The sequence below is a fragment of the Nonomuraea sp. NPDC005650 genome (assembly GCF_040605375.1).
Lineage (GTDB): Bacteria > Actinomycetota > Actinomycetes > Streptosporangiales > Streptosporangiaceae > Nonomuraea.
This window is the reverse complement of sequence record NZ_JBEXCR010000006.1, coordinates 347036-366912: the sequence shown is the minus strand read 5'-3', so window position 1 is coordinate 366912 and position 19877 is coordinate 347036. Positions and strand designations below refer to the sequence as shown.

15 protein-coding genes are annotated in these 19877 nt (G+C 70.9%); 9 read left to right on the top strand and 6 right to left on the bottom strand.

All coding sequences use genetic code 11. The features are described 5' to 3' along the window. Positions 1-5: 5 nt before the first annotated feature. Both ABZS69_RS13250 and ABZS69_RS13245 read right to left on the bottom strand, forming a co-directional pair. The gene (locus ABZS69_RS13250; RefSeq protein ID WP_355370562.1) at positions 6-2330 is read right to left on the bottom strand and encodes a protein kinase; all 2325 of its coding nucleotides are present in this window, start codon (positions 2328-2330) and stop codon (positions 6-8) included. Positions 2331-2536: 206 nt separating this feature from the next. Beyond that, the gene (locus ABZS69_RS13245; protein WP_355370560.1) at positions 2537-3898 is read right to left on the bottom strand and encodes an FAD-linked oxidase C-terminal domain-containing protein; all 1362 of its coding nucleotides are present in this window, start codon (positions 3896-3898) and stop codon (positions 2537-2539) included. Positions 3899-3999: 101 nt separating this feature from the next. On the opposite strand from ABZS69_RS13245, the gene ABZS69_RS13240 reads away from it, so the two are divergent. Beyond that, on the top strand, positions 4000-4569 hold the full coding sequence (locus ABZS69_RS13240; protein ID WP_355370557.1) for a hypothetical protein: 570 nt from the start codon (positions 4000-4002) through the stop codon (positions 4567-4569). Position 4570: 1 nt separating this feature from the next. Here the strand turns inward: ABZS69_RS13240 and ABZS69_RS13235 are convergent, their stop codons facing one another. Further along, entirely contained in the window at positions 4571-5776 is a 1206-nt protein-coding gene (locus ABZS69_RS13235) for an aminotransferase class I/II-fold pyridoxal phosphate-dependent enzyme (RefSeq protein WP_355370554.1), read from the bottom strand. A 94-nt stretch (positions 5777-5870) separates the two neighbouring features. After that, positions 5871-6698, bottom strand: coding sequence for a TIGR03619 family F420-dependent LLM class oxidoreductase (locus tag ABZS69_RS13230; RefSeq protein ID WP_355370551.1), 828 nt, complete (start codon positions 6696-6698; stop codon positions 5871-5873). Between the two features lie 269 nt (positions 6699-6967). Here ABZS69_RS13230 and ctaD point away from each other — a divergent pair, with 269 nt between their 5' ends. The 8 genes from ctaD (at position 6968) to ABZS69_RS13190 (ending at position 16084) form a co-directional block, all read left to right on the top strand. Continuing rightward, on the top strand, positions 6968-8719 hold the full coding sequence (gene ctaD / locus ABZS69_RS13225) for a cytochrome c oxidase subunit I (protein ID WP_355370548.1): 1752 nt from the start codon (positions 6968-6970) through the stop codon (positions 8717-8719). 33 nt (positions 8720-8752) lie between these two features. Continuing rightward, positions 8753-8986 (top strand): hypothetical protein, encoded by a 234-nt coding sequence (locus tag ABZS69_RS13220; protein ID WP_355370545.1) that lies wholly within the window; start codon positions 8753-8755, stop codon positions 8984-8986. A gap of 5 nt (positions 8987-8991) precedes the next feature. Continuing rightward, positions 8992-10725, top strand: a complete 1734-nt coding sequence (gene frdA / locus ABZS69_RS13215) for a fumarate reductase (quinol) flavoprotein subunit (RefSeq protein WP_355370542.1) — start codon at positions 8992-8994, stop codon at positions 10723-10725. Next, positions 10718-11452, top strand: a complete 735-nt coding sequence (sdhB, locus tag ABZS69_RS13210; RefSeq protein ID WP_355370540.1) for a succinate dehydrogenase iron-sulfur subunit — start codon at positions 10718-10720, stop codon at positions 11450-11452. Before frdA ends, sdhB begins: the two co-directional genes overlap by 8 nt. Then, positions 11449-11832, top strand: coding sequence for a hypothetical protein (locus ABZS69_RS13205; RefSeq protein ID WP_355370538.1), 384 nt, complete (start codon positions 11449-11451; stop codon positions 11830-11832). Before sdhB ends, ABZS69_RS13205 begins: the two co-directional genes overlap by 4 nt. Then, on the top strand, positions 11829-12170 hold the full coding sequence (frdD, locus tag ABZS69_RS13200) for a fumarate reductase subunit FrdD (RefSeq protein WP_355370535.1): 342 nt from the start codon (positions 11829-11831) through the stop codon (positions 12168-12170). Before ABZS69_RS13205 ends, frdD begins: the two co-directional genes overlap by 4 nt. A 146-nt stretch (positions 12171-12316) precedes the next feature. Next, positions 12317-15061 carry an immune inhibitor A domain-containing protein gene (locus ABZS69_RS13195; protein WP_355370532.1) on the top strand — a complete coding sequence of 915 codons (2745 nt, stop codon included), beginning with the start codon at positions 12317-12319 and terminating at the stop codon, positions 15059-15061. Positions 15062-15145: 84 nt separating this feature from the next. Further along, positions 15146-16084 (top strand): diacylglycerol kinase family protein, encoded by a 939-nt coding sequence (locus ABZS69_RS13190; protein WP_355370529.1) that lies wholly within the window; start codon positions 15146-15148, stop codon positions 16082-16084. 12 nt (positions 16085-16096) lie between these two features. Here the strand turns inward: ABZS69_RS13190 and ABZS69_RS13185 are convergent, their stop codons facing one another. Beyond that, entirely contained in the window at positions 16097-16861 is a 765-nt protein-coding gene (locus tag ABZS69_RS13185) for an SWIM zinc finger family protein (RefSeq protein WP_355370526.1), read from the bottom strand. A 2-nt stretch (positions 16862-16863) separates the two neighbouring features. Further along, a complete protein-coding gene (locus tag ABZS69_RS13180; protein ID WP_355370523.1) occupies positions 16864-19818 on the bottom strand; it encodes a DEAD/DEAH box helicase in 2955 nt (984 codons plus the stop codon). Positions 19819-19877 lie beyond the last annotated feature (59 nt).

The following is a 19877-nucleotide window of genomic DNA, read 5'->3' as shown; positions in this document are numbered from 1 at the left end:
TCAGGTCAGGTGCAGTGGCTCCAGCCGGACTTCCAGCTCTGCCCGCCCCAAGCGCCGCCCCAGATCACGCACTTCGCCTTTCCGGGCAGGCGGATCGGACCCGCATATGCGGTGAAGTTGCCGGGGTTGCTGGCGCTGGAGCCGCCCTTCACCTGAAGGATGGCGTTCATCTGCACCTTCTCCGGGTACAGCATCTGCGACATCGTGATCACGCAGTTCTTGCCCGCGGCGGCGTTGTACAGGAGATAGACCTTGGCGTTGCCGCTGGCGATCGAGCGCGAGTCGATGATCTTGTATCCCGAACCGCAGACGGCCGCCGCGCTGTACGTGTTCGGCTTGCGCGGGCCGTAGGTCTTGGTCGGCTTGCTGCTGGGCCGGGTCGAGACCGTCGTGTTGGGTTTCGGCTGCTCGGTCGTGTCGCTCAGCGTCGGCTCCACCACCGGGTCGATCATGTCAGAAGATTTCTTCTTCTTGGTCGGGGTCGGGGTGGGCGCCGGATGCTTGGTCGTGGGCTGGGTCTGGGGCTGAGGCGGCGGCGTGACCGGGTTCGGGACCTGGGAGATGGGGTCCGGCTGCTTGGTGTGCTTGGCCTTCTTGGACTCCGTCGGCTCCAGGCTCAGGGTGGGCACCGAGACCGAGTTGTCCGTGGGCATCGGTGCCGGGGTCTGGTCGCCGGGGGGCGGGTCGACGGGCTGGCCGCCGCCCGAGGCGTCGCCGTTGGTCTTGTTGGAGGAGTTGCCGACGGCCACCACCGGCACCTCCTTGCTGTTCGCCTGCACCACCACGGCGCCGACGACCACGAGGAGGGCGGCGGCCGCGGCTCCGGACAGGGCGAGCGTCAGCGTGCGGCGCTGCTTCGCGGGCGCACTGTCACCGGGGCCCGACGGGCCGCCGGGGCGGGTGGGGCCGCCCTGGGGGCCGGGCCTGCCCGGTCCGCCCGGGCCGGCTGCTCCCGGCTGGAAGGGGGGCTGGCCCTGAGGCGCTCCGGGGCCGTGCGGCGGCATCCCCGAAGCGGGCATGCCCTGAGGGCTGCCGGACGCGGCCATGCCCTGCGGGGTGCCCTGAGGCGTCTGCGGGCCTGCCTGGGGAGCTCCATGGGGTGCTCCCGCCTGCGGGCCGTTGCCGGGCATGGCGGCGGCGTTCCCTGGCATCCCTCCCGGAGGCATCCCTCCGGGCTGAGGCGCGCCGGGCGTTCCCGCCTGAGGGCCGCCTTGGAGGGCTCCCGGCTGGGGGCCGCCCGGGGCGACGGGGCCGGGCTGCGGGCCGTTGCCGGGGGTGCCCGGCATGGGAGAGGCGGCCTGGGCGGCGGCGGGGCGGCCGTACGGGCCCGTCTGCGGGGGAGCCGGGACGGGGCCGGTGGGCTGGGTCCAGGGGCCCGGGTAGACGTCCTGGCCAGAGGCGGGGGCGCCGCCCTCCGCGCTCGCCTGGACTCCGGCGGCGGCTGCGGCTGCGGCTGCGGCGGCTGCGACGCCGCCGACGAGCTGCTGGCCCGTCACCGGCTCGATGGCGGACTTCGGGGCCGGCTGGCCGGTGAGGCGGACGATGAGCTCGTCCGCGCTGGGCCGCTGCGTGGGGTCCTTCGAGAGGCAGAGGCCGACCAGCTCTCCGAGCACGCCCTCCATCCGCCCGAGCTCCGGCTCCTCGTTCAGGATCCGGTTCATCACCACGGGAATGGAGTCGGCGCCGAAGGCGGGCTTGCCCGTCGCCGCGAACACCATCGTGACGCCCCACGCGAACACGTCGGCCGCCTCCGACACCGCGGCCCCGCTGAGCTGCTCGGGCGCCAGGTACGAGGGCGTGCCCATGGCCATCCCCGTGGCCGTCGCGCCGGGCGAGTCCAGGGCGCGGGCGATGCCGAAGTCGATCACGACGGGACCCTCGGGCCCCATCAGCACGTTGGCGGGCTTGAAGTCGCGGTGCAGGATGCCGGCGCGGTGGATGGCCGCGAGCGCCGTGGCGGTGCTGATCGCGAGCCGTTCGAGCGCCGCGCCCCGCCGCGGTCCCTCGTTGATGACCATCTCACGCAGCGACGGCCCCGGGACGTACTCGCTCACGATGTACGGCCGGCTGCCGTCGAGGTCGGCGTGGAGCACCGGAGCGGTGCAGAACCTGGCCACCCGCTGCGCCACCGCGACCTCGCGCAGGAACCTCGTCCTGGCGTCGGCGTCGGCCACCAGGGCGTTGTGCAGCAGCTTGACCGCTACCTGCTCCCCGGACTCGCTCTTACCCAAATAGACAACGCCTTGGCCGCCCTCGCCGAGCCGGGCGACGATTTCATACGTCCCCAGCCGCCGCGGATCGTCCGCCGCCAGCGGCTGGAACTGATTCACGTCGAACCCCCATAACAAACCCACTAGATGGGGCAAAACGCTACCAGCGTGATGGTTGGGACGTCTGCCGGACCTGTCAGAAGTTTCATGTTCTGACGAAGAATGTCAGGCCAGTGTCAGTGCTTCCTCGCAGGTCGGAGGGGGATTGGAGCCCAATGTCACGGCTTGGTGAAGGTGCCCACGGTTCGAGATTCGGCAGGCCAGAGCTAGATCGCCTTGCCCGGATTGAGGATGCCCAGGGGGTCGAAGACCGCCTTGATGCCCTGCTGGACCTCGGTGACCACCGGGCCGGACTCCAGGTCGAGCCAGCGCCGCTTCAGCAGGCCCACCCCGTGCTCCCCGGTCAGCGTGCCGCCGAGCTCCAGCGCGCGCGTGAACACCTCGTCCGCCGCCGCCCACACCTCCGCCGGCGGCTCGGCCGTGCCGCGGTCGAAGATGAAGACCGGGTGCAGGTTCCCGTCCCCGGCGTGCGCCACGGTGAGGATCTTCACCCCGTGCCGCGCGGACGTCTCCTCGATCGCGGTGATCATGTCGGGCAGCAGGGACCGGGGCACGCACACGTCCTCCACCAGGCACGCCCCGAGCCGCTCCTTGGCCTGGTAGTCCAGCCGGCGCAGCTTGATCAGCTCCTCGGCCTCCTGCGGGCTGGACGACACGGCCACGAACGAGGCGCCGTTCTCCACGCACAGCCGCTCCATGCGCTCGACCACGGCCTGGCTGTCGGTGGCGTCGGACTGGCCGATGAGCGTGGCCTGGGTGCCCGGTTCGAGCCCGATGTTGAGCCAGTCGTCGAGGGCCTCCAGCGAGGCGCGGTCGATCAGCTCCATGAGGGACGGCTGGCAGCCCGCCGCCATGATCGCCGAGACCGCCGCGCCCGCGTCCCGGAGCGAGCCGAACTCCGCCGCGAACGTGGCCGGCGGCGCCGTGGGCGCCCGCCTGAGCCGGACGGTGGCCGCGGTGATGACGCCGAGCGTGCCCTCGGAGCCGACGAACAGGCCGGTCAGGTCGTAGCCGGTGACGCCCTTCATCGTGCGCCGGCCGGTGCCGATCACGCGGCCGTCGGCCAGCACCACCTCAAGCCCGAGCGCCGAGTCCCTGGTCACGCCGTACTTCACGCACCGCAGCCCGCCCGCGTTGGTGGCCAGGTTGCCGCCGATCGTGGAGATCTCGTACGACGAGGGGTCCGGCGCGTACATGAGCCCGTGCTCCCTGGCGGCCCGGTCCAGGTCGGCGGTGATGACGCCGGGCTCCACGACGGCGATCTCGTCGGCGGGGGAGAGCTCCCTGATCGCGTTCATCCCGGCCAGCGACAGCACGATCGAGCCGTCGCCGGCGACGGCGGCCCCCGCCAGGCCCGTGCCGCCGCCCCGCGGAACCACGGGCACCCGGTGCTCGGTGGCCCACCTCATCGTCGTCACCACGTCGTCGCGCGAGGCGGCCAGCACCGCTCCGAGCGGCTTGCCCGGCGCCACGAACGTCCGGTCGCGGGCATAGGAGTCGATCACGTCGGGGTCGGTCACGACGCGGCCTTCGGGCAGGGAGCCGACCAAGGCATCAATAGGCTTCACACCATGAACTTTAGGTGTGAACCGCCCGGCCGGAGCGGGCCGGCCGGACACGCTCCGCCTCACAGTTTGCGCGGGTTGTGACTTAAGGCCAAACTGCCCGAGTGGAAGTCAGGTGCCCGGTGTGCTCGCAGGCTGACCAGGTCGTAGCGGTCCCCGGGGCGGTCGCCGCCGGGACCACGTACAAGATCGGCAGGGTCAGGCTGCCCGGCGTGCGCGAGGTCGCGGACCTGCCCACGGCGGCGGCTCTGGGCGCCTCGAAACACGTCATGAGCCGTACGCAGCTCGCGGTCTGGCTGTCCTTCCCCAGCCGCCACTACACCCCGTGGGCCAGGAACCAGGGCTACGTCCTGCTCCTTCTGGCGGCCCTGGTGCACCTGGTCGTGTCGCTGGTCATCGCGATGGGCCAGGACCCCAAGTGGGGCGAGGTGCTGCTCGCCCCGTTCTGCCTGACCGGCCTGTTCTGGGGGCTCGGGCTGCTGAACGTGCTCGGCTCGTACGGCGCCAGGAGGCGCGACGACATCGAGGCCCCGGCCAGGGAGAAAGCCCTGGCCGTGTGGGAAGGCCTCTATTACTGCGCGCGCGACAACGTCGTGTTCGAGCCGGGGGTCGGCGTCTCGTTCCATCCGAGCGAGACGCGCGAGTACATCTTCGGCTTCAGGAGCGGTCGCTAGGTCAGCCCAGCTCCTCCGCCACCGCGCGGGCGCAGACGGTCAGGCCCTCGATGGCCTGCTCCAGCTCGTCCAGCTCGGGGAAGGTGGGGGCGATCCGGATCGTGCGGTCGGCCTCGTCCTTGCCGTACGGGTGCGTCGCGCCCGCGGGCGTCAGCGCGATGCCCGCGGCCTTGGCCCTGGCCACCACCTCGGCGGCGTGCGGCACCTCAAGGCTGACGAAGTAGCCGCCCGCGGGGCTCGTCCAGGTGCCGAGGTCGCTCAGCCGCTCGGTCAGCACCTTGTCGACCAGCTCGAACTTCGGCCCGATCAGCTCCGCGTGCCGCCGCATGTGCGCGGCCACGCCCGCCGCGTCGCGCAGGAACTCGACGTGGCGGAGCTGGTTGATCTTGTCGGGGCCGATGGACTGCTTGCCCGTGTTGTGCAGGAACCACTCGACGTTCGCGGGCGAGGAGCCGAAGAACGACACGCCGGAGCCCGCCAGCGTCACCTTGGAGGTGGAGGCGTAGACGAAGACGCGGTCGGCGTTGCCGTGCTCGGCGGCCAGCGCGAGCAGGTCGGCCAGCTTGGCCGGGGTGTCGGTGAGGTGGTGCACCGCGTACGCGTTGTCCCAGAAGATCCGGAAGTCGGGCGCGGCGGCCGGCATGGCGGCCAGCCTGCGGACCGTCTCGTCGCTGTAGGTGACGCCGGACGGGTTGCTGTACTTCGGCACGCACCAGATGCCCTTGACGCTCGCGTCGGCGGCCACCAGGCGCTCGACCACGTCCATGTCGGGGCCCTCGGCGTTCATCGGGACGGGCACCATCTTGATCCCGAACCGCTCGGTGATCGTGAAGTGCCGGTCGTAGCCGGGGACCGGGCACAGGAACGTGACCGCCGGCTCCTCCACCCACCGCCGGGCGGCGCCCGGCACCTTGGTCAGCAGCGCGTGCACGATCGTGTCGTGCATGAGGGCCAGGCTGGAGTTGCCGCCGACGACGAGCTGGCCGGCGGGCACCTGGACCAGCGGCGCGAACAGCTCGCGCAGCTCGGTCAGGCCCTGCAGGTTGCCGTAGTTGCGGCCGTCGGTGCCGTCGGCCGCCCGGTACGACGTGGGCAGCCGGAGCAGATCGTCGGAGAGATCGAGCTGGCGCGGCGACGGCTTGCCCCTGGTGAGGTCGAGCGAGAGCCCTCGCTGGACGAGGGCGGCATAGTCAGCCTGAGCGGTCACGAGATCTTCTCCTCCGAAGTCGGGTCCGGTACGAAGGATAGAAGACCTCACCAGCTGAGCCCGCGAATATCCGCAATATGGGACACGCGGCGGGTCAGACGAGGAGGCGGCCGGGGGCGTCGCGGCGAAGCAGGTCCTCCAGCTCCGCCAGGGACAGCCCGGGCGGATGGGGCAGGACGAGGCGGTCCACCCCCGCGTCCGCGTAGGCGCGCACGGTCCCGGGGTCGAGCGGGCGGGCCGGGGTGACCGAGACGTGCAGGGTCCTGCCCGCCGCCGCGGCCTCGGCGCGTACGGACTCCACCTGGCTCGCCGCCGCCCGCAGGCCCAGCATCCAGCCGTACCAGCCGTCGGCCAGCTCGGCGGCCCGCCGGTGCGCGGCGCGCGTGTGGCCGCCCATGACGACCGGCACGCGCCCGAGCGGGCGGGGGTGGGCGTCGACCCCCTCGAACGACACGTACCGGCCGTGGAAGGCGGGCTCGTCCTCCTCCCACAGCGCGCGCATCGCCCGCAGGTACTCGGCCGTACGCTCGCCGCGGCCCTCCAGGGGCACGCCGAGCGCGCGCAACTCCGGCTCCAGGTAGCCGGCCACGGCCCCGAACACCAGCCGCCCGCCGCTGAGCACGTCCACGCTCGCCAGCTGCTTGGCCAGCACCAGCGGGTCGCGCTGCGGCAGCACCACGCAGCCGGTGGCCAGCAGGATCCGCTCGGTGTGCGCGGCCAGGAACGCCAGCGAGACCACGGCGTCCAGCAGCGGCGCGCCGGGGTCGAGCGGCGAGGGATCGACCCGCGGGCTGGGCAGGACCACGTGGTCGGCCGTCCACAACGAGTCGTAGCCCAGCTCCTCCGCCAGCGCGGCGATCCTGGCGGCGCCCCGGCGGCCGGCGCCGGCACCACCGTTGGGCATGTGAAATCCGAGCGTCATCGACACGCCTGGAAACGCTAGGCCGGATCCAGGCGATCCACCAGCGACGATCACGCATGGGTGGCATGCCCCGGCCGCATGGCAAACCTTCCGGGCGAAATGTTAAAGAACACCTTCCCGAGCGGCGCTGCTTGGCGTGGAATGGGTAGATCGGGGCAGGCCATGGTGGGCCGCATCCGGCGGTCCGCCGCAGGTAGCCGAATCGCGCCTGAGGCGGGCGGCGTCCAGCGGTCCGTCGCAGGTAGCACTCCTCACTGGAGGGAGCAGCCGTGACGACTGTTCGCGAGACCTCGATCGAGCAGGTCAGGCGTCGCCGCACCGGGACCGTACTCGCCTCCTGGCTGTCGACGACCGACCACAAGGTCATCGGGTACCTCTACCTGATCACCTCGTTCGGGTTCTTCCTCGTGGCCGGCGCCATGGCCATGATCATCAGGGCCGAGCTCGTCGCCCCCGGCATGCAACTGGTCAGCCAGCAGCACTACAACGAGCTCTTCACCATCCACGGCACGGTGATGCTGCTGCTGTTCGCCACCCCGCTGTTCGCCGGGTTCGCGAACGTGGTCATGCCGCTGCAGATCGGCGCGCCCGACGTGGCCTTCCCCCGGTTGAACGCGGTCGCGTACTGGCTGTTCCTGTTCGGCGGGCTGATGGTGGTGGCCGGGTTCTTCACCCCGGGCGGGGCGGCGGACTTCGGCTGGTTCGCCTACGCGCCGCTGTCGACGGCGATGTACTCGCCGCAGATCGGCGGCGATCTGTGGATCATGGGCCTGGCGCTGTCGGGCCTGGGCACGATCCTCGGCTCGGTCAACTTCATCACCACGATCATCGGCATGCGGGCGCCCGGCATGACGATGTTCAGGATGCCGCTGTTCACCTGGAACGTGCTGCTGACCAGCATGCTCGTGCTGATGGCGTTCCCCGTGCTGGCCGCGGCGCTGCTGGTGCTGGAGTCGGACCGCAAGCTGGGCACGCAGGTCTTCCACAGCGAGAACGGCGGCGCGATGCTCTGGCAGCACCTGTTCTGGTTCTTCGGCCATCCCGAGGTCTACATCATCGCCCTGCCGTTCTTCGGGATCATCTCCGAGGTGATCCCGGTCTTCAGCCGCAAGCCGCTGTTCGGCTACCTGGGGCTCGTCGGGGCGACCATCACCATCGCCGGGCTGTCGATGACCGTGTGGGCGCACCACATGTTCCCGACCGGCCAGGTGCTGCTGCCGTTCTTCTCGTTCATGACGTTCCTCATCGCGGTGCCGACCGGGGTGAAGTTCTTCAACTGGATCGGCACGATGTGGCGGGGCCATCTGAGCTTCGAGACGCCGATGCTCTTCGCCGTGGGGTTCCTGGTGACGTTCCTGCTCGGCGGGCTCACCGGGGTCATCCTGGCCTCGCCGCCGCTCGACTTCCACATCAGCGACACGTACTTCGTGGTCGCGCACTTCCACTACGTCGTCTTCGGCACGGTCGTGTTCGCCATGTTCTCCGGCTTCTACTTCTGGTGGCCGAAGATGACCGGCCGGATGCTGGACGACCGCCTCGGCAAGGTGCACTTCTGGACGCTGTTCATCGGCTTCCACACCACGTTCCTGGTGCAGCACTGGCTCGGCCAGATCGGCATGCCCAGGCGCTACGCCGACTACAGCCCGGCCGACGGCTTCACCGCGCTCAACGAGGTCTCCTCCGCCGGGGCGTTCCTCCTCGGGGCCTCGACGCTGCCGTTCCTCTACAACGTCTGGAAGACGGCCAGGCACGCGCCCAAGGTCACCCTCGACGACCCGTGGGGGTACTGCGGCTCCCTCGAATGGGCCACCAGTTGCCCGCCGCCGCGCCACAACTTCGTCAGCATGCCCCCGATCCGCTCCGAACGCCCCGCCTTCGACCTGCACTACCCCCGTGAGCAGGCGGAGCTCCCCTCCGCGGCCGAGGAGAAGGCCGAGGAGGAGGCCGGGCACGACCCTGAGCCCAACCCTGGGCACGACGAAGCCTCAGGGGCCGAGCCTCGCTCGGAGAACCCCGACTGATCATGAAATTTCGCCTATCTAGGGAGATCGGCGATGACAGGCACGCGAATCCCCTTCACCCCCGAGACGGCCCCCTGCGGGAAACAGTACGGCGGTGAGCGCCTCGTCGACGACGACGGCTACGGCCTGGTGATCCGTGACCAGCTCTTCGACTGCGGCTGCCGCCGGATCCGGCATGAGTACCACGACGGCAGCATCCACCTGTCCGCCATCCGGCACGACGGCAAACGGGTGAAGGACCCGATACAGCCCGACCACGGGAAGTGACGTAAATGATCGACGTGCTCATCGTCGGAGGAGGCGGAGCGGGCCTGCGGGCGGCCGTCGCGGTCGCCGAGATGGATCCGTCCCTGAAGGTGGCGGTCGTCTCGAAGGTCTATCCGATGCGCAGCCACACCGTCTCCGCCGAAGGCGGCGCCGCCGGGGTGATCGGCGTCGGCGACACGCTGGACGAGCACTGCTACGACACGATCTCCGGCGGTGACTGGCTCTGCGACCAGGACGCCGTCGAGGCGTTCGTGGCCGAGGCGCCCGAGGAGCTGATCCAGCTGGAGCACTGGGGCTGCCCGTGGAGCCGGGAGAGCGACGGGCGGGTGGCGGTGCGCCCGTTCGGCGGCATGAAGAAGATGCGCACGTGGTACGCGGCCGACAAAACGGGCTTCCACCTCCTGCACACCTTGTTCCAAACAACCCTGAAATATCAGGACGTGTTGCGGTACGACGAGTGGTACGTCACCAAGCTCGTCGTCGACGACGGCCGCGTCCACGGCGTCGTGGCCGTCGAGATCAGGACCGGCCGCATCGAGACCATCGCCGCCAGGACCGTCATCCTGGCCACCGGCGGCTGCGGCCGCGTCTTCCCCTTCACCACGAACGCCGCCATCAAGACCGGCGACGGCATGGCCCTGGCCTACCGGGCGGGGGCGCCGCTGAAGGACATGGAGTTCGTCCAGTACCACCCGACCGGCCTGCCGTTCACCGGCATCCTCATCACCGAGGCGGCCAGGGCCGAGGGCGGCTGGCTGATCAACAAGGACGGCTACCGCTACCTGCAGGACTACGACCTCGGCAAGCCCACGCCCACCCCGAAGCTGCGCAGCATGGAGCTGGGCCCGCGCGACCGGCTCTCGCAGGCGTTCGTGCACGAGCAGGAGAAGGGCCGCACGGTGGACACCCCGTACGGCCCGGTCGTCTACCTGGACCTGCGCCACCTGGGTGAGGGCAAGATCGACGCCCGCATCCCGTTCGTGCGCGAGCTGTGCCGCAGCTACCAGAACCTCGACCCGGCCACCGAGCTCATCCCGGTGCGCCCGGTCGTGCACTACATGATGGGCGGCGTCCACACCGACATCGACGGCGCCACCCCGGTCGCCGGGCTGTTCGCGGCCGGGGAGACCGCCTGCGTGAGCATCAACGGCGCCAACCGGCTCGGCTCCAACTCGCTGCCGGAGTGCCTGGTCTTCGGCCGCCGGGCCGGCCTCGCCGCCGCCGAGTTCGCCAGGTCGCACCGGGACGGCGAGCCGCCCGCCGTGCGCAGCCAGGGGGCCGACGAGCGGCGCCGGTTGGAACGCGTGAGGGAGGGCAGCAGCACCGGTGAGCGGATCGCCGACCTGCGCGAGGAGATGCAGCACACGCTCGAAGGGGCCGCCGGCATCTACCGCACGGGCGACGTGCTCGCCAAGGCCGTCGACACGCTCGCGGAGCTGCGCGAACGCGCCGAGGAGGTCCGCATCGACGACACGAGCACCGCGTTCAACACCGAGTTGATCAACCTGCAGGAGCTGCACACCATGCTGGAGGTCGCGCAGACCATCGTGGCCTGCGCTCTCGACCGGCAGGAGTCGCGCGGCGCGCACCAGCGCACCGACTTCCCGGCCAGGGACGACGCCGCCTACCTCGCGCACTCGCTGGTCCACCGCGCGCCCGACGGCACCCCGTCCGTCGGGCTGCTCCCCGTGACGATCACCCGCTGGCCCCCGGGAGAAAGGGTGTACGGCCGTGACTGACGTGACGCCGACGATCAGGGTGGAGGTGGCGCGCTTCCGGCCCGGCCAGGACGAGGAGCCGGTGCTCCAGGGCTACGACGTGCCGCTCATGGCCGACTGGGCGGTCCTCGACGGCCTGAACCACATCAAGGACCAGCTCGACGGCAGCCTGTCGTACCGCTGGTCGTGCCGGATGGGCGTGTGCGGCTCGTGCGGCATGACCGTCAACGGCGAGCCCAGGCTGACCTGCGGCACCTTCCTCACCGAGTACGGCGGGGGCCCGATCAGGATCGAGCCGTTGAAGGGCTTCCCGGTCATCAGGGACCTGGTCGTGGACATCGACGGGTTCCTGGCCAAGCTGTCGTCCGTGCGGCCCTGGCTGGTCAGGGAGGGCGAGGAGCTGCCGCTGACCGCCGAGTACGCCCAGACGCCCGAGCAGCTGGAGGCGTACAAGCAGTACAGCATGTGCATCAACTGCCTGCTCTGCTACTCGGCCTGCCCCGTCTACGTGCTCGACCCCGACTTCCTCGGCCCGGCCGCCATCGCGCTCGCCCAGCGCTACAACCTGGACTCGCGCGACATGGGCGACCGGTTCGACGTGCTCAACCAGGACGACGCCGTCTGGGGGTGCACGTTCGTCGGCGAGTGCACGCGGGTCTGCCCCAAGCACGTGGACCCGGCCGAGGCCATCCAGCGCTACAAGCTGACCGCCGCCCTGCGTTCGGTCCTGCCGTGGAGCAGGCGATGACGACCGCCTACCGCCCGCCGCGCGACGGCCTGTGGTTCATCCGCACCCGCCATTACGGCGTTTTCGTGCTGCGCGAGCTGACCAGCGTCTTCGTGGCCTGGTCGATCGTCTTCCTGCTGATGTTCGTCGACGCGGTGCGGACCGGGAGCCTCCAGGAGTTCGCGGCCCTGGCCGCCCGGCCGTGGATGATCGCGATCAACGTGCTCGCGCTGGCCGCGACCGTCTTCCACACGATCACGTTCCTCAACCTCGCCCCCAAGGCCACGGTCGTCCGCCTGGACGGCTGGCGGGTGCCCGCCTGGATGATCCAGGGCGGCAACCACTCGGCCTGGGTGGTGATCTCCGCCCTGATCGCCTTCTTCATCCTGAGGTCGCCATGAGACGCACCCTGGAGCCGTACCTGTGGCTGCTCTTCAGTGGCGGGGGAGTGGTGGCGGCGCTCGTGCTGCCGGTGCTCGTGCTGCTCTTCGGGGTGCTCATGCCGCTCGGAGTGGTCGACTGGCCCTCCGCCGAGCACCTGGGCGCGCTGCTCGGCCACGTGCTCGTACGGCTCGCGCTGCTCGGGGTCGCCGTGCTGTGTCTTTTCCACGCCGCGCACCGGATCAGGTTCACCAGCGAGGAGGTGCTCGGCATCGCCAGGTTCGACCTGGTCATAGCGGTGATCTGCTACGGGGGCGCGGTCGCGGGTGGGATTGCGGCCGGTCTCATATTGTTCTGATCCCCTGCGCCAACGATGCGCTAAATGTCCCCCTTTGATCACGTTTCAACAACGTACTTTACGATTCGTTGAAGTACCCTCTAGCGTCCGGCATTGCACACCCCTATGGCCATGCGCCCGGCCACCCCGGGCAGAGAGGGTTCCTGGTGCCCAGCACGAAGCGCTTATTAGCAGCTTTCCCGGTGGTCGCCCTTCTCGGCGCCGCCCTGTCCGCGCCCACGGCTCAGGCGGCGTCAGCCGCCAACTACGAGCCCACGGCCGCGGACCAGTACATCAACTACGCTCCTCCGGCGGTGGAGAGGGACCCGCAGGAGCCGGCGGTCAACGGTCAGAACCAGCGCTCGCTCACTCCGGCACAGAAGTTCGACCGCAAGTTCACCAGTGGAAATCCGGCAGCCGGTCGCATTCTCGCCGCCCGCGAGAACCAGGCCATCAGGACCGGCCGCAATCCCGCTGAATGGATTTTCAAGAACTCCAAGCAGACCCGCACGGCCAAGCTCCTGACGATCCTCGTCGAGTTCAACGAGCAGGCCAACGACGACTTCTCGGGCTTCAACCGGCTGCGCACGACCCAAAGCGAGTCGAACGACTGCGTGGTGGAGCCGCCCGGCACGCTCAAGAACGGGCCGCTGCACAACAACATCCCCGACCCGGCCACGCTGCCGCACAAGGACAACAACTCCTTCTGGGTCAAGGACTTCAGCCCCGCGCACTTCAACAAGATGCTCTACACCGACAAGGGCATCACCGAGCGCGTCCGCCCCGACCTGAAGGACCCGCGCGACGGCAAGCCCGGCATCGACGTCTCCGGCTACACGATGAAGAAGATGTACGAGGAGATGTCCAAGGGCGCCTACTCCGTCACCGGCTCGGCGGTCGGCTGGATCAAGGTCCCGCACTCCGAGGCCTGGTACGGCGCCGCGGCCTGCGGCGGTCCCCCGCAGGACATGTCCGGCCACCCCGACAACCCGCGCGGCGCCCAGCAGCTGCCGATCGACGTGGTGGAGAGCCTGGTCAAGGCCCAGCCGAACTTCCCGTGGGCCGACTACGACGTCGAGGACGTCGCCGACGCCGACGGTGACGGCAACTTCAACGAGCCCGACGGCGTGATCGACCACCTGGTGCTGGTGCACGCCGGCAAGGACAAGTCCTCCGACGGCGGCGCCGAGGGCACGTACGCGATCTGGGCCCACTCCAGCGCGGTCGCCGGCGGCTACAAGGTCCCCGGCACCGACAAGAGGATCTCCAACTACATCGTGCAGCCCGAGGACTCCGGCGTCGGCGTCTTCGCCCACGAGTACGGCCACGACCTGGGCCTGCCCGACCTGTACGACACCTCGGGCCAGGCCAGCTCGGCGGTGGACTTCTGGGACCTGATGTCCAGCGGCTCCCACTCCGGCCCGATCTTCCAGTCGATGCCGTCCCACATGGGCCTGTGGGACAAGTGGGTGCTCGGCTGGGCGAACCCGAAGACGTTCAACCCGGGCGACGCCTCCAAGCTCGTCACGGTGGGACAGTCGTCGCGCACGCCCAAGTTCACCGAGGACGGCGTCCGGGTGAACCTGGCCTCCACCCCGCTCAAGATGATCGACGTCCACAGCGGCTCGAACGCCTGGTGGAGCGGCCTGGACCAGGATTGGGCCAACCTCACGGTGACCCGCGACCTGCCCGTCCCCGCCGGAACCGATCTCAGGTTCTGGATGTGGAACAACTACGTGATCGAGCAGGACTGGGACTTCGGCTTCGTCGAGGTCTCGACCGACGGCGGCCAGACCTGGGCCCAGCAGAAGATCTTCGACGAGGCCGGGGCCGAGGTCAGCACGCCTGACGACTACCCGGACCCGAACAAGAACCTGCACGCCTTCGGCGAGAAGAAGTACGGCCTCACCGGCGACAGCGGCGGCTGGCGGCACGACTACGTCAACCTGACGCCGTTCGCCGGGAAGACGATCAAGCTGCGGCTGACGTACAACACCGACGCCGCCTTCCAGGAGCGCGGCTGGCACGCCGACGACTTCCAGCTCACCAACGGCGGCACGGCCGTCTGGAGCGACGACGTCGAGAACGGCGACAACGGGTGGAAGGCCGTCGGCGGCACGTTCACCAACACCAGCGGCGGGGGCTGGACCCGGAACAACGGCAGTCGCGAGATCTCCCGGTTCTACCTGGCCGAGTGGCGCAACTTCGACGGCTTCGACAAGGGTCTGCAGTACACCTACGACACCGACTACCTCCGCGACGGGGCGTGGAAGGTGCAGAAGCTGAAGTACAACGCGCCGGGCCTGCTGGTGTGGTACCGCGACTCGACGTTCATCAACAACAACGTCGGCAACACCCTGCGGCTCCCGCCGAGCCTCGGGCCCAAGGGCAGCCTGCTGGTCGTCGACTCGCACTTCGACCCGCTGCGCCGCACCGGGACCGCGGCCGAGAAGGACCCGACGCTGCAGAAGAACCTCCAGGGGCGCGTCCAGTCGTCCAACGCCGCGTTCGGGTTCGGCAAGACGTACCCGTTCAAGGAGTGCATCGAGGCGGCGGACGAGCCGTTCAGCGCGTACTGCACGGACCTGCCCGCGCTGAAGGGCGTCTCGGCCTTCACCGACGCCAAGACCTGGTTCCCGGGCCTCGAGGTGATCGACAACGGTCTCTACTACCGTGACTTCGACGCCTCGGCGGTCGTGCCGTCGAAGGGTGACCAGACCTACAGCAGCCGGGTGGTGCACCAGGACGGCACCCCCGCCACCGAGCTGTACGGCCAGGTGGCCGCCGGCTCGGTGCTCGGCACCGGCAACCCCGGTGACGAGGGCAAGGCACTGGGCGTCCAGTTCAAGCTGGTGAGCCCGCTGCCGGGCAACCTGGGCGCCGTCGTCCAGGTCGTCCCGCCGAAGAAGTAACGATCACGAGGGCCGCCGGGGTGTCCCCGGCGGCCCTCCTCGTCCGGCCGTAGGCGACGCGGTCTGCACCTACCATTGGTGACCATGAGCGAATTGCGCACCAAAGACGAGCACACCGAGGCGATCCGGAGGGATCGCAAGGTGGCAGTGGTGGTGAACACTCGCTCGCGCCGTGGCCGCCGCCACTACTTCGAGGTGATCGAGCAGATCCACAACCTCGGCTTCGAGCCGCTGGTGGAGCTGTCGGTCTACAACCCCAAGCGGCTGCGCGAGTTGCTCGACGCCGCCCTGGCCACCGAGCCCGACCTGCTCGTCGTGGGCGGCGGCGACGGCACGCTCTCCTCGGCCGTACGCCATGTGGCCCACCGCGACGTGGCGCTCGGCGTGCTGCCGCTCGGCACCACCAACAACTTCGCCCGCAGCCTCGGCCTGCCGCTCGACCTGGCGGGGGCGATCAGGGTGTTCGCCGAGGGCAAGGTGGCCGACATCGACCTGGGGATGGCGGACGACCGGCCCTTCGCCAACCTGGCCAGCTTCGGGGTGTCCGTCGAGGTGGCGGGCAAGGTCAAGCCGTGGCTCAAGCGCATCGTGGGGCGTCCGGCCTACCCGCTGACCGCCCTGACGATCCTGCCGGGGCACACGCCGTTCCGGGCGTACATCACGGTCGAGGGGCAGCGCCACGAGCTGCTCACCCACCAGCTCAACATCGCCAACGGCCGCTTCCACGGCGGCTGGCAGGTGGCCAAGGACATCAGCATCGACAACGGCATGCTGGTGGCCTACCAGCTCGGCTCGGGCAAGAAGCTGCGGCTGCTCGGCGAGACCCTGATCAGGGCGACCACCGGGCGGTGGCGCAGCATGGCCGGCGGGCCGTTCGTGGTGGCGCGGGAGATGCTGCTGGAGACCGACCCGCCGATGGCCGCCGACGTGGACGGCGAGGTGCGGCTGCGCACCCCGATCCGGCTCCGCGTGGTCCCCAACGGCGTGCGCGTGATGGTGCCCGCCTCCTTCGAGGACCGCTGACCACCCGGGCCCTCAGGAGTCGGCGAGCCGCCGGTACGCCGGGGTGAGCGTGCGGGCCAGATCGGCGGGCGGCGGGAAGACGCGCAGGAGCAGGTCCGGGGCGGCGGCCGCGGGGCGGCGTTCGGGCCGGTGCGCCGTGGCGCCGGGGGCGTAGAAGTCGGCCAGCCGGTCGACGAACGGCACGTCCGGCACCTCCAGCCTGGGGGCGTCCTCCGCCAGCGACCCCAGCAGCTGCTCCCGGGTCCGGCCGCGCCAGGCCAGCACCAGGAACGGGTCGTCGTCGAACGACTCGGCCAGCAGGTAGAGCGCCGCCGACAGGTGCTTGCACGGGAACCCCCAGTCGGGGCACGAGCAGTCCATGTCGAGATCGCGCGGGAACAGGTCGATCCCGAGCGCCGCGAACAGCTCCTCGATCTCCGTCGGCATCTCTCCCGCCAGCAGCTTGGCCCGGTAGACGGCCTGCTCGGCGATCGACTCCTCGATGGCGGCCCAGCGCCGCTCGCCGTACGCCTCGACCCTGATCACGACCTCGTACGGCTCGGGCCGCGAGCCCTGGACGGCGGCCCTGACCTCGCCAGGGGACAGGTCGATCGACAGGACCTGGCCCTGGCGGGCGTAGGCGCGGCCCCGCGAGAGCCGGCCCTTGTCGCAGACGCGCTCCAGGATGTCGATGAAGCGCCTGGACCACCAGGTGGACCCGATGGTGCCGCGCCGCGTGCGGGCCCTGATGCCGCCCTCGACCTTGATCGGCCCGGTGGCCTGGAACCGGTCCGGCATCCTCAGCCCACCCCCTCCGCCGTGAGCCTGAACACCTCGCGCAGCTCCTCGGTCGACAGGTCCGTCAGCCAGTCCTCGCCGGTGCCGACCACCCGCTCGGCCAGGGCCTTCTTGCGCTCGATCAGCTGGTCGACGCGCTCTTCGAGGGTGCCCGCGCAGATGAGCTTGCGCACCTGCACGTTCTTGCGCTGCCCGATGCGGAAGGCCCGGTCGGTGGCCTGGTCCTCGACGGCCGGGTTCCACCAGCGGTCGACGTGGACGACGTGGTTGGCGGCGGTCAGGTTGAGCCCGACCCCGGCCGCCTTGAGCGACAGCACGAACAGCATCGGCTCCTCGTCGTTCTGGAACCGGTCGACCAGGCGGTCACGGGTCTTCTTCGGCAGGCCGCCGTGCAGCCACAGGACCGTGGTGTCGAGCCTTTGGGCGAGGTACGGCTGCAGCATGGTGCCGAACTCGGCATATTGCGTGAAAAGCAGGGCCTTTTCGCCCTCAGCCAGGATTTCCTCGGACAGTTGCTCCAGCCGGGTGAGCTTGCCGGACCGGCCCGCCAGGAGGGAGCCGTCCTTGAGCAGGTGGGCCGGGTGGTTGCAGACCTGCTTCAGCCTGGCCATGGCGGCCAGCACCAGCCCGCGCCGCTCGATGCCCTCGCTGTCGTCGATCTTGGCCAGCATGTCGTCCACGACCGCCTGGTAGAGCGTGGCCTGCTCCGTGGTGAGCGGGCACCACTCCTTGACCTCCAGCTTCTCCGGCAGGTCGGAGATGATCGACTTGTCGGTCTTGACGCGGCGCAGGATGAACGGGCCCGTCGCCCGCTTCAGCGCCCGCGCGGCCTGCTCGTCCTGGCGGGCCTCGATGGGCTCCTGGAAACGGGTCCTGAACCGCGAGCGCGGCCCCAGCAGCCCCGGGTTGGCGAACTCCATGATCGACCAGAGCTCGGCAAGGTGGTTCTCGACCGGGGTGCCGGTGAGGGCGAGCCGGCCGCCCGCGGGGATCGACCGCACGGCCTGGGCCTGAAGCGTGCCGCTGTTCTTGATCGCCTGGGCCTCGTCGCACACGACCCTGCGCCACTCGTGCCCCTTGAGCGTCTCGAGGTCGCGCTGGGCGGTGCCGTACGTGGTGATCACCAGGTCGGCGCCGGGGATCAGCGTCGCGTCGCGCCCGCTGCCGTGGTGGACGTAGACGCGCAGGCCGGGCGCGAACCTGGCGGCCTCCCGCTGCCAGTTGCCGACCAGGGACATCGGGCAGACGAGGAGCGTGGGCGCGCCGGCCCGCTCGTGGACGAGCAGGGCCAGCGTGGTGATCGTCTTGCCCAGCCCCATGTCGTCGGCCAGGACCCCGCCCAGGCCCAGCTCCGACAGGAAGCTGAGCCAGGCCAGCCCGCGCTCCTGGTAGGGCCGCAGCGTGGCGTCCAGCCCCGCGGGGGTCGCGATGGGCGTCAGCCGCCGCTCGGCCTGGCCGGACAGCAGGTCGCCGAGCACGCCGTCGGCGTCGATCTCCAGCAGCGGCAGCTCGGCGTCGTCCTCCCGCACCACGTGGCGCAAGAGGTCGGCGGCGCTCGCCTCACCCGTACGGGCGCCCTCCACGGCCCGGAGCGCGGCCTTGAGCTGCCGGTCGTCCAGCTCCACCCACTGGCCGCGCACCCGGACCAGCGGCACCTTCAGCCTGGCCAGCTCGGCCAGCTCCTCCTCGCCGATCGTCTGGTCGCCCACCGCCAGGTCGACGCGGAAGTCGACCAGCTCGCGCAGGCCGAACCCCTGGCCGGTGGCCGCCGTCTGCGCCTTGGTCCTGGTGGTCAGCTTCAGCCCCAGGCGCGTACGCCCGGCCCAGCGCGGCAGCTGCACCCCGAACCCGGCCGCCTGCAGCAGGGGCGCCGCCTGGCGCAGGAACCCGAACGCGCCGGCCGTGTCCAGCGCCAGCTCGCTCGGCGCGGGCCCGCGCAGGGCGCGGTCGAGCTCGGGATAGAGCCTGACGGCCCGTCCCAGCCCGGCCAGCAGCTCGCGTTCGGGCCTGCCGGGCAGCCCCGTCACCGTCCCGCCGCTCCAGACGCGGGCGGCCGGGACGTACAGGCTGGGGTCGTCGGCGGCCTGCAGCGCCAGCTCGACCCGCCAGTCCTCGGTGTCGGCGGGCTCCAGCAGCCGGAAGCACACCCGGGTCGCGCCCTCGGCCGACTCGACGCTCTCGTGCCACCGCTCCAGCTCCCGGCGCAGCTCGGGCACGTCGGGGCACTCGGGCGCCGGGCCGGTCAGGGCGGCCAGCCAGCGCTCGTGGAGCGTCCTGGGCCGGGCGACCAGGGGCTCGGTGAGGGTCTGGCGGACGAGGGCGTCGGTGAACGCCTCAAGGGCCTCGCGCAGGACGCCGGCGGACGGGCGCTCGACGCGGGAGGTACGGCACGCGGGCGGCATGGCCAGCGCCAGCTCCCGGAAGTATCCGGCGTCGGCCCCGGTCACCACCGGCCGCCAGACGGCCCGCGCACCGGCCTCCGGCACGGCCCACATGGCCATGTCGTCGTCGGCCTCGCGGCCGGGGCTCGTGGGGGAGGGGCTGAGCTGCGGGATGACGCGGCCCCGGCGTACCAGGTCGCGGGCGAAGGCCACCACGGCGGCCCAGTGGCGCATGGTCGCGGTGCCGGTGTGCTCCGCCGGCACGTGCAGGGCCTCCGCGGTGGTCGGCAGCACGGCGGGGACCTGCCAGAGTCGCAGCCGCGGCCGGGTCGTCTCCGGCAGGCGGCCGGTCTCGGGCGAGGGCAGGGGCTCCTTGGCCGAGCCCGGCAGGAGCAGCTCCAGCGTCCGGGACGGCGGGTCGTCGAGGCCGAGCGCGGCGGCGACGCCGGACGCGGGGGCGGCGAACGGGTGGCGCGCGGGCCCGGCCTGCCGGCGCGGGGCGGCCACAGGGGACCCGTCGCCGGCCTCCGCCCAGAAGGCGAGCCCGCCGCCCGCCCAGACCCCGTGTACCAGCACCCCGGCAGGCTACCGCCACCCACGCGAGATCAGGCCCGCCCGGCCCCCGCGCCGCGCCA